This window comes from Psychrobacter halotolerans (assembly GCF_039680845.1).
GTDB lineage: Bacteria > Pseudomonadota > Gammaproteobacteria > Pseudomonadales > Moraxellaceae > Psychrobacter.
This window is the reverse complement of the sequence record NZ_JBDKWD010000008.1, coordinates 81,023-91,333: the sequence shown is the minus strand read 5'-3', so window position 1 is coordinate 91,333 and position 10,311 is coordinate 81,023. Positions and strand designations below refer to the sequence as shown.

Here is a 10,311-nt window from a genome sequence, read left to right as displayed (position 1 = left end):
GTCCGATTGTACCGACGTTGACGTGTGGCTTGTTACGTTCAAACTTGGCCTTTGCCATGGGTAATTCCTCTTTTTTTGGGGTCAAATGCTTGGTTCGTAGTAATACGATAACTAAGACAATCTTGACCACATTAAGATAATTGTTAAAAGGTCGCACATACTGATGTGCAGATATTATAAGAAAATCGCGACCAATAACAAGTGTTTTAACAAGTTATTGGCGCATTCTCCACTGACAATCTAGAAACATGCTCTATATTATCGTATTTAATAGACGTTTATTTACTCGTCGTCATCTTTAGAGTTGAACTTAGAGATGATTTCAGCAGCAACTGATTTTGGAATCTCAGCGTACTTCTGGAATTCCATTGAGTAAGTTGCACGGCCTTGTGACATTGAGCGCATTTGTGTGGCATAGCCAAACATTTCTGCTAATGGTACTTCGGCACGGATTTGCTTAGTACCGCCAGGTAGATCTTCCATACCCTGTACCAAGCCACGACGACGGTTAAGATCGCCCATGATATCACCCATGTAATCTTCAGGTGTTTCAACTTCAACTTTCATCACTGGCTCAAGTAGAGCTGGATCAGCGGCTAAGAAGCCTTTTCTGAAGGCCATAGAACCGGCCATCTTAAATGACAATTCATCAGAGTCAACGTCATGATAAGAACCATCATATAGAGTCGCTTTAACACCAACAACTGGGTAACCAGCAAGTACGCCGTTTTTCATGCGCTCTTGGATACCTTTATCAACGGCACCATGGAATTCTTTTGGTACTGTACCACCAACAACTTCTTCAGCGAATTCGTATTCAGTATCGCCTGCTGGATCAAGTGGCTCAAGACGTAACCAAACGTGACCGAATTTACCACGACCACCTGTCTGACGTACAAATTTGCCTTCTTGTTCAACCGTGTTACGAATCGTCTCACGGTAAGCAACCTGCGGCGCACCGATGTTGGCTTCAACGTTAAACTCACGCTTCATACGGTCAACAAGAATCTCTAGATGCAATTCACCCATACCACTGATGATAGTCTGACCAGACTCTTCGTCAGTGTGTACACGGAACGATGGATCTTCTTTCGCCAAACGACCTAAAGCGATTGACATTCTTTCTTGGTCAGCTTTGGTCTTAGGTTCAACCGCTAGGCTGATAACTGGATCTGGGAATTCCATGCGCTCAAGCGTAATAACATTTTGCTCATCACACAGCGTATCACCAGTAGTCACATCTTTCATACCAACTAAAGCAGCGATATCACCAGTACGGATTTCTGCAAGCTCTTCTTGCGAGTTTGCCATCATCTGTACGATACGGCCAACACGCTCACGCTTCATTTTAACTGGGTTATAAACACTACCACCTTGCTGGATCACACCCGAATAAACACGAACGAAGGTTAAGTTACCAACGAACTTGTCATTCATGATTTTGAATGCTAGTGCTGAGAAAGGCGCTTCGTCTGATGCTTCACGGCTGCCTTCAGTTTCGTCTTTGTCATCAAGAATACCTTTAATAGCAGGTACGTCGATTGGTGCTGGCAGATACTGAATAACAGCATCTAGCATCTTCTGTACACCTTTGTTTTTAAAGGCAGTACCACAAAGAAGTGGGATGATTTCGTTATCAATGGTCAACTGACGAATAGCGCCATGGATCTGCTCTACAGTCAATTCACCGTTTTCTAGATACTCGTTCATCAACTCTTCGTTGGCTTCAGCAGCGCTTTCTACAAGATATTCACGATACTCGTCCGCTTTGTCTTGTAGTTCAGTTGGGATATCACGCTCGTCATACTGCATACCTTGAGACGCTTCGTCCCAATAGATAGCTTTCATCGTAACGAGATCAACAACACCTTCGAAGTCATCTTCTTTACCAATTGGGATAACCAATGGTACTGGCTTGCCGCCAAGACGGGTTTTGATCTGCTCGATAACACGATAGAAATCAGCACCAACGCGATCCATTTTGTTTACGAACGCAAGACGTGGAACTTTGTATTTGTTCGCTTGACGCCATACGGTTTCAGACTGTGGCTGAACGCCGCCTACTGCACAGTAAACCATGCAAGCGCCATCAAGTACACGCATAGAACGTTCAACTTCGATCGTGAAGTCAACGTGACCTGGGGTGTCAATGATGTTGATGCGGTGTTCGTCAAACTGTTTTGCCATACCTGACCAAAAACAAGTGGTTGCCGCTGAGGTAATAGTAATACCGCGCTCTTGTTCTTGCTCCATCCAGTCCATGGTGGCTGCGCCATCATGTACTTCGCCAATTTTGTGGCTAACACCGGTATAAAATAAAACACGCTCAGTAGTGGTCGTCTTACCAGCATCAATATGCGCTGAGATACCAATATTGCGATAGCGTTTTAGGGGAGTTTTACGAGCCATAGTGTTTTCCTAGGAAAAGTCGTGTATATAATAATGTATTGTGTCTCTACCTCATACTCTATGACAAAGCGGTCAGCTTCGTAATATTACTTACTGATTATTAAGCCTAATATGGACAAAAAAAGAGCAAATACTAAGAATAGTGCGGCATCAAATCTGGGACGCTCTCCAGTCAAAACAATACATTTTTAGAGAGGCATCTTGATAGATATCCGCCATCTCAGTTGCTAATAGATAAGGTCTAGTAGCAACTTTTTCAATGATGGCGGTAATCAATAGAATAAACAACAATGTAAGATCAATTGACGTGAGTCAATGATCCAAAGCTATTGGTAAAAAATAGCTTAGAAACGGTAATGAGAGAATGCTTTGTTAGCATCTGCCATGCGGTGAACTTCGTCACGCTTTTTCATAGCAGCGCCTTTACCTTCAGCAGCATCATTCAATTCGCCTGCTAAACGCAAAGCCATTGATTTTTCTGAACGCTTAGCAGCAGCTTCTGCTAACCAACGCATAGCCAAGGCAGTACGACGGGAGGGGCGTACTTCCATTGGTACTTGGTAGGTTGCACCGCCGACGCGGCGAGCTTTTACTTCTACCATTGGGCGTACATTCTCAAGTACTTCTTCAAAGAAAGATACTGGATCTTCAACTTTGCGTTTTTCACTAACTGTTTCAAGTGCACCGTAAACGATACGCTCAGCAGTAGATTTTTTACCATCACTCATTACATGGTTGATGAATTTTGCAACAGTTTGGCTACCAAACTTAGGATCCGGTAGGATCTCACGGGCAGCAACGACGCGACGTCTTGGCATAATAAATTTCCTTATCTTCAGGAGTGTCCAACATTCACAACTTCATACTTATCGATAAAATATAGTAGAGGTTGTCAGTTAGCCTTACTGCATGGTGGTATGTTTTACGTATAAACAATCAATCTATGAGTTGTTTTACTGCTAACACCAAACCCATGCACAGTTATTGGGTAGTACAAAAAAGCGTATCTAATAACGTTTAGTTATTAAACTTTAGGCTTCTTCGCACCATATTTAGAGCGACCTTGCTTACGGTCTTTTACGCCTGCGCAATCTAATGCACCGCGAACAGTGTGATAACGCACACCTGGTAGATCTTTTACACGACCACCACGGATAAGAACAACACTGTGCTCTTGTAGGTTATGACCTTCGCCGCCGATATAGCTTGATACTTCATAGCCTGAAGTCAAACGTACACGACATACTTTACGCATGGCTGAGTTAGGTTTTTTTGGCGTGGTAGTATATACACGAGTACATACACCGCGACGCTGTGGGCACGCTTCCAATGCAGGAACTTTTGACTTTTCCTTGATGGTTTTGCGACCTTTACGAATCAATTGGTTAGTTGTTGCCATAAGGCATCCTTCTCCCGTTTGGTATAAAACAAAAAAATGGGGTAATGCACCATTCATCTGGCATTATTGTCAGATTCAGAGGCACCCATTTTTAGGACAGTGTATTATAAAGAGTTGTTGTTGCTAATTCAACCACTTATGAGTGATTGACCTTTACAACATTTGATAGATATGCATTCAACCTACTCTTCTGTCTATTCTTAATTGAAAGCCAGACAAAACATACTGTTAAAGATTGAATAGGACGTAAAAATTGGTAGGATACAAACAAATCACTTAAAATCAAAGCAAAGTACTTTGTAGAGATTAAGTGGCGATATTATCTTATTTTTCAAGAGAATTAAGATAATATCGCTCACATTGAACAAATAGCTGGAGGATTAAGACTTTGCAGAACACTTAATAAGTAAAGATTAAGAAAGCGTATTTACTTACCCTGCTTATCGGCTGTTTTATCTGTCTCAGTTTCTTCACTCGCAGATGACGTATTCGCATCAGTTTTTTCATCATTGCTTTCGTCTTTCTTACTATCGTCTTTCTTACTATCGTCTTTTTTGCTATTGGCTTCTTTGCTATCGTTCTTTTGCGATTGCGCATCTGTGCTTTCAGTCTTTTCGCTAGCAGCGTTGTCTTTTTTACCGCTCTTATTCTCAGTATCTTGTTGCTTGTCACTTTTAGAGCCGCTGTCAGATTCAGCAGCAGCATCAACTTTTGCTTCGCTGCTACTATCGTCAGTTATGGCACGGTTAGCAAGTTTTGCATCTGGCGCAAACGTGGCTTGCGCAACCCCAATGACTTCATCAATCAATTGGCTGTTGTAACGCATACCTACGACGACAGCGGTGGCTGGTAAGAAGCGGCGTACCCATGAGAAATTGACTTGATCTAGATCGATGCCTACTTGACTGGCGATGCTATCAATTTGCTCAGCATAAAAGTTAACGTTCTTATTTTTCATGCCTAAGTTTTTAAGCTCGCTATGTAAGCCATTGCTTTGAGCATTATCTAACAAACCTTTCCCAATGCCGATACCCGCAAGCAGTGCTTGTTTTTCTTGCATTTTGCTTAAATCAGCATTTGCGAGTAAATCGTAAGCCATCTTAATGCCTTGCTTACCTGTTAACGGCTTATTATATATAGCACCCAACTGATAAACCGTACGCAATGATACTAGGAGTAACCATAGTGTGTCTGCCAGCAAACCTGGCAGCCCGGCCAAACCAGTTAGACCACCTAATGCTGCTAATGCCCGGTTTTGATTGGCAATATCAGTGGCGAGGGCGTAACGCTCTTCATCATCTAAGTTTGCGATATTGGCAAAACGGTGCTCATTAGGCAAATCAAACTGACTCCACTGCGATGCCAACTTTGCCACCTGAGCAAAAGCACCATCAACAGTAGACTGGAACAAACTGTTTGGCACCACTTTTTTGGCATATTTACCATACGTGGCAAAACGCGGCCCTAATAGTTGTTGAGTCGCTTTTAATGTCTGCTCACGAAATAAATCTTGCTGATAATCCTCATCGCCTAAATCCACTGCTTTATATTGATGTGGTTTACCTGTCTTGGCGTTCATACTATCGAGCATGGCACCGACACGTTCTAGGTTATTACGTGTAAAAGAGCCAACTGTGTTAATGCCTTTAGAAAGAGTGCTACGCTTTGCCATCCTAGTATCCTTAATATAGTGAGTATAATGAAATAATTGCTTTTTGCTTATTGTATGATAGTTATAGGGAAAATCGAAATTTAGAATTATTTTCTATTCTACCCAGTCCTCACAACGGCTGTCAGTGCGAACAATGTTATTGCTTTCACAAATTTTGTATCTAAAAGTATAGCTGACGTCCTAATATTATTATTTTCGAGCTACTTTTAATCGTAACAGCTATTTTGTCATTAATTTGCACTTGCCCAAAGATTTTGAACGCCTGATACGTTATCATATGCCAGCAGTAGAAGCCTGATTGTAATGCCCGTCACATAAAACTGTTGATAAGACGTTTGTTTGATTGTGAAAGTGGTGATGGCTCAAAAAAAGCATTTAATGCACAAACTGTTTCTTTACAAACCCACACGGTTCTGGACTCAAGATTGTCGCATTGGATAATAAAAGTATAGATTCAAAAACGATTATTTAAAGTCATTATTAGACATAATTATGAAAAATCGTTACTCATAAGGAATAGAATATGCGCCGCGTTGTTATCACTGGAGCAGGGATCGTCTCTTGTATCGGACATGATTTGGCCACGGTTACTGCTGCTCTTAAAAAAGGACAGTCTGGTATTACATTTAATAAAGATTATGCTGAGCATGATTTTAAGTCGCATGTCAGCGGTAGTATCGATCAATCAACACTAGACACTAGCGGTATCGATCGCAAATTGAAGCGGTTTTTTAGCGAAGCCAGTCTTTATGCTTACGTCAGCGCTTTGAACGCCATTGAGCAATCTGGTCTGTCTCTTGAAACCATCAATAACAATCCGCGAGTGGGTGTGGTGGCAAGCTCAGGCGGCGCCTCAACAGAAAATATTGTAAATGCTGTAGACGCTATGCGCGAAAAAGGCCTACGCGGTGTTGGTGCGATGGCAGTACCAAAGACCATGGGCAGCTCAGTATCAGCAGCGCTCGCCACTGGTTTAAAAATCCAAGGCGTTTCTTACTCTCTTACCTCAGCTTGCGCCACATCAACCCATTGTATTGGCCATGCCGCTGAGCTGATTCAGTTGGGTAAAGCTGATGTTATCCTTGCTGGCGGCAGTGAAGCTGAGCATTGGACGCAGTCTTGTATGTTTGATGCAATGGGCGCAGTGAGCACTCAATACAATGATACGCCAACGCTTGCCTCAAGAGCGTATGACAAAGATCGCGATGGTTTTGTGATTGCCGCTGGCGGTGCGATGGTTGTTGTTGAAAGTCTTGAACACGCACAAGCACGCGGTGCCAATATTTTGGCCGAAATCGTCGGTTATGGTGCCAGCTCTGACGGCGCAGAAATGGTTGCGCCAAGCGGTGAAGGCGCGGTTCGTTGTATGCAACAAGCGCTGGCCGAAGCAGGTCTACAAAGCGTTGATTACATCAATAGCCACGGTACTAGTACACCTTTGGGTGATATCACCGAGCTAAAAGCAATTGCTAAAGCGTTTGGTGATGATCTGAGTAAGGTGCCTGCCATTAGCTCAACCAAATCGATGACAGGCCATAGTTTAGGCGCCGTTGGTGCACAAGAGCTGATTTATTGCTTATTGATGCTACAAGAAGGCTTTATTGCCCCTAGTATCAATGTTGAGCAATTGGATCCTGCCGCGGAAGGCTTTGATATTGTCACTCAAATGCGCGAAACCAAGCTTGAGACGCTGATGAGCAACAGTTTTGGCTTTGGTGGCACCAATGCGACCTTAATCATTAAAAAGTTTGATGCTTAAAAAATGTCTGTAGAAAATCATACAACTGCTGAGCAGACAGCTTCTGCCCCATCGCCAGCTACTAATCCTAGCTGGCGTTTTGGTGATTTGTCTGCGGTGGCGTTAATGCCCCACTTACAACGGCATCTGCTGGCACAAAACTGTGCCGCAAACTGGCAATTGGTTTGGCTCAATAACGACGGTCATCCCGTCATTGGCCTACTGCCTAAAATAAGCTGGTCGGTTTATCCCGCTGCCGATCAACTCTCTGACGCCCACTCCAAACCAGTCGCGCTTTATCAAGTCACAAAACATTGCCGTGACGCCTGTGTTATTGACTCTAATGCCGAAAGCCAATCTGTCACGACTACCTATATAAGCTATGCGGCATGGCAAGATGAATTAATTACTTACAGCCAAGGCTACGAGCACAATGATTGTGGTTCAAAACTGGTAGATAGAAAACAAAGCAAACCAAGCTATCATCATGGTCTGATCGGCTTTATTGGTTATGACATTGCAGCTCATGAGCTGAGTCCAACAGCCAACATTGAACGAGCAACTCAGCCATGTGCCGTATTGGGGCATTATGATATTTATCTAGCGCCAGCTAGGCAAGGTGAAGTATCAGTGTGGACATTAACCGTTCATCAACCCAGTGATGATTATGAAATAAGTAATGACGATAAGGAAAACAAAGCCCTTATAACCACGCTTATCTGCTATTTAAATGCTTTAGATAAAAAATTGTCTGATAAGGCGCTCAATCAAGCCCAATTTAAAGCCTTGCCAAATCCTGCGCCTTTAACCTTGACAGCAAGGTGGCATCAGCACGACTACCAAAAGGCATTTAATCAAACCCAAGACTATCTACAGCAAGGCGACTGCTACCAAATCAATCTGACCCAAGTATGGCAAACTCGCCTTCTTTATAAGAGCGTATCCGATCAACCAACATCAACTCTTATTGATTACTTACCCAGTCTTCATCGCAATACCCAAGCGCCCTTTGCCGGTTATTTAAGTACTCAATACTGTCATGAAACCTATATCAATAAAAACCATGCTGGGCAGTCAGCCAATGCTATGGAGCAAAAAAATACTTTTGAGTTATTGAGCTGTTCACCCGAGCTGTTTTTTACTTTTATCAAAGACAATAAAACGGGTAAACATCATATACGTACCAAGCCCATTAAGGGGACGATGCCACGGGGCGTCACCCTGGAACAAGATAATCACTATAAGCAGCAACTGAGTGAGAGTGAAAAAGATCGTGCTGAAAACGTCATGATTGTCGACTTGTTGCGTAATGATTTGGGCAAATATGCCAAGATAGGTAGCGTAAAAGTACCGCAGCTGTTCGCCATTGAGAGCTTTAGCAATGTCCATCATATGGTCAGTACCATCAGTGCTGAGCTAAAAACGGACACTCACCCATTGACGGTATTATTCGGCAGTTTGCCTGCTGGCTCCATCACAGGCACACCGAAAAAGCGGTCGGTTGAAATTATCTCAGAATTAGAGGTCGCTGCGCGCGGTGCTTATTGTGGCACGATGGGCTATATGAATTTTGATGGTAGCGGTCAATGGAATGTGTTAATTCGTACCCTGCAAGCCAACTTGTCATCAGGTTTGTCATCAAATAATGGCATACAGCAAGAAGGACATGTCAGTTTGTGGGCAGGCGGCGGTATTACGGTGGCGTCTGATTGTAGTGCCGAGTATCAAGAGTGTTTGGATAAAGTGGGCAATCTACTGTCGGTACTTGCACAAAAACCATGAAGCGATAAAGTTATTGAAACAATGTTGTTTTGAAGCAATGATAAAACCAATAAAGCCTGCATCATATGACGCAGGCTTTATTATTGGTATTCTTACATGGGTTGCTACTATTAAATGACGAAACTAAACTCAGCCCTTAACCAACATCAGGCTCTGCCTGCAAAGCGGTTAGTGCATCAATCAAACGCTGGTTTTGCTCAGCCGTACCGACCGTAATACGCAGGTATTCATTGATGCGTGGCTTTTCAAAGTGACGGACAATAATACCTTGCTCTCGCAGCGCACTGGTCACCGCAGTGGCATTGCCATCTTTAGGACGAGCAAACACAAAGTTGGCATGAGATGGCAGCACGTCATAATCCAGTGCCATCAATTCTGCTGTAAGCGACTGGCGCAAATCAATGACTTGCTGACGGGTTTGTTCAAAATATTCAACATCCAATACACTGGCGGTTGCGCCCGCTTGCGCTAGTTTATCCAATGGGAAGCTATTAAAGCTGTTTTTCATGCGCGTCAATGCTTCAATCAATGAGGCATTACCAAAAGCCATGCCCACTCGTAACCCTGCAAGCGATCGTGATTTTGAGAAAGTTTGGGTGACTAGGATGTTGTCATAATCGTTGATAAGACTGACCGCTGACACCTCGTCATCTACTTCCTCCTCTGTCTGAGCAAAGTCGATATAAGCCTCATCGATCACCACCACTGCATTTGAGTGCTCGCTTGCAAGCTTACGAATATCGGCAAGTGATAACAGTAAACCCGTTGGTGCATTGGGATTGGCAATAATGATACCGCTACAAGGTTGACGATAGGCGTCAGGATCAACACTAAAGTCTTCTTCTAGTGGGATTTGTATCAAATCTATGCCAAAAGTTTGCGCATAGACCGGATAAAAACTGTAGCTAATATCAGGCGCTAACACGGGACGCTCTTTTAAAAAGAAACTGGCAAATACCAACGCCAATACTTCATCAGAGCCATTACCGACGAACACTTGGTTGACATCAATATCATACAATTGTGCCAATGCCTGCCTTAGGTCATCGGACTCTGGAGCCGGATATAGACGCAAGTCATCCGCTTGTTGCTCTAGAACTTTGGCAATGGCCTCTGCCACTTTTGGCGAGGGCGGAAATGGATTTTCATTGGTATTTAATTTGCATAAATTGTTGTGTTGCGGCTGCTCACCTGGGACATAAGGTGACAAGTTACGTGCTTTAGATGACCAAAGTCTGGTGTCTATTTTTGACTCACTCATAAGTATCCTACTATTAGCCACAAAGACTATTAAACATAAATATTAGAAGT

The 10,311-nt window shown here is 43.2% G+C and carries 7 protein-coding genes; 2 read left to right on the top strand and 5 right to left on the bottom strand.

What is annotated here, in order from left to right; translation table 11 throughout:
* Nucleotides 1-282: 282 nt before the first annotated feature.
* The 4 genes from fusA to AAJP47_RS13280 form a co-directional block, all read right to left on the bottom strand.
* Entirely contained in the window at nucleotides 283-2,409 is a 2,127-nt protein-coding gene (fusA, locus tag AAJP47_RS13295; RefSeq protein WP_346718385.1) for an elongation factor G, read from the bottom strand.
* A gap of 344 nt (nucleotides 2,410-2,753) precedes the next feature.
* On the bottom strand, nucleotides 2,754-3,227 hold the full coding sequence (gene rpsG, locus AAJP47_RS13290; RefSeq protein ID WP_062845510.1) for a 30S ribosomal protein S7: 474 nt from the start codon (nucleotides 3,225-3,227) through the stop codon (nucleotides 2,754-2,756).
* A gap of 206 nt (nucleotides 3,228-3,433) precedes the next feature.
* Nucleotides 3,434-3,808, bottom strand: coding sequence for a 30S ribosomal protein S12 (rpsL, locus tag AAJP47_RS13285; protein ID WP_011281154.1), 375 nt, complete (start codon nucleotides 3,806-3,808; stop codon nucleotides 3,434-3,436).
* Between the two features lie 427 nt (nucleotides 3,809-4,235).
* Nucleotides 4,236-5,480, bottom strand: a complete 1,245-nt coding sequence (locus tag AAJP47_RS13280; protein ID WP_346718384.1) for an EcsC family protein — start codon at nucleotides 5,478-5,480, stop codon at nucleotides 4,236-4,238.
* Between the two features lie 523 nt (nucleotides 5,481-6,003).
* On the opposite strand from AAJP47_RS13280, the gene AAJP47_RS13275 reads away from it, so the two are divergent.
* Both AAJP47_RS13275 and AAJP47_RS13270 read left to right on the top strand, forming a co-directional pair.
* On the top strand, nucleotides 6,004-7,239 hold the full coding sequence (locus AAJP47_RS13275; RefSeq protein ID WP_346718383.1) for a beta-ketoacyl-ACP synthase II: 1,236 nt from the start codon (nucleotides 6,004-6,006) through the stop codon (nucleotides 7,237-7,239).
* Between the two features lie 3 nt (nucleotides 7,240-7,242).
* A complete protein-coding gene (locus AAJP47_RS13270; RefSeq protein ID WP_346718382.1) occupies nucleotides 7,243-9,000 on the top strand; it encodes an anthranilate synthase component I family protein in 1,758 nt (585 codons plus the stop codon).
* Nucleotides 9,001-9,136: 136 nt separating this feature from the next.
* On the opposite strand, the gene hisC is transcribed toward AAJP47_RS13270, so the two are convergent.
* On the bottom strand, nucleotides 9,137-10,261 hold the full coding sequence (gene hisC, locus AAJP47_RS13265) for a histidinol-phosphate transaminase (RefSeq protein WP_346718381.1): 1,125 nt from the start codon (nucleotides 10,259-10,261) through the stop codon (nucleotides 9,137-9,139).
* Between the last annotated feature and the right edge of the window lie 50 nt (nucleotides 10,262-10,311).

Bases quoted from the DNA above. Each gene is read 5' to 3' on its own strand.
- rpsL (WP_011281154.1), bottom strand. From the start codon at position 3,808: ATGGCAACAACTAACCAATTGATTCGTAAAGGTCGCAAAACCATCAAG.
- AAJP47_RS13275 (WP_346718383.1), top strand. From the start codon at position 6,004: ATGCGCCGCGTTGTTATCACTGGAGCAGGGATCGTCTCTTGTATCGGA.
- fusA (WP_346718385.1), bottom strand. From the start codon at position 2,409: ATGGCTCGTAAAACTCCCCTAAAACGCTATCGCAATATTGGTATCTCA.
- AAJP47_RS13270 (WP_346718382.1), top strand. From the start codon at position 7,243: ATGTCTGTAGAAAATCATACAACTGCTGAGCAGACAGCTTCTGCCCCA.
- hisC (WP_346718381.1), bottom strand. From the start codon at position 10,261: ATGAGTGAGTCAAAAATAGACACCAGACTTTGGTCATCTAAAGCACGT.
- rpsG (WP_062845510.1), bottom strand. From the start codon at position 3,227: ATGCCAAGACGTCGCGTCGTTGCTGCCCGTGAGATCCTACCGGATCCT.
- AAJP47_RS13280 (WP_346718384.1), bottom strand. From the start codon at position 5,480: ATGGCAAAGCGTAGCACTCTTTCTAAAGGCATTAACACAGTTGGCTCT.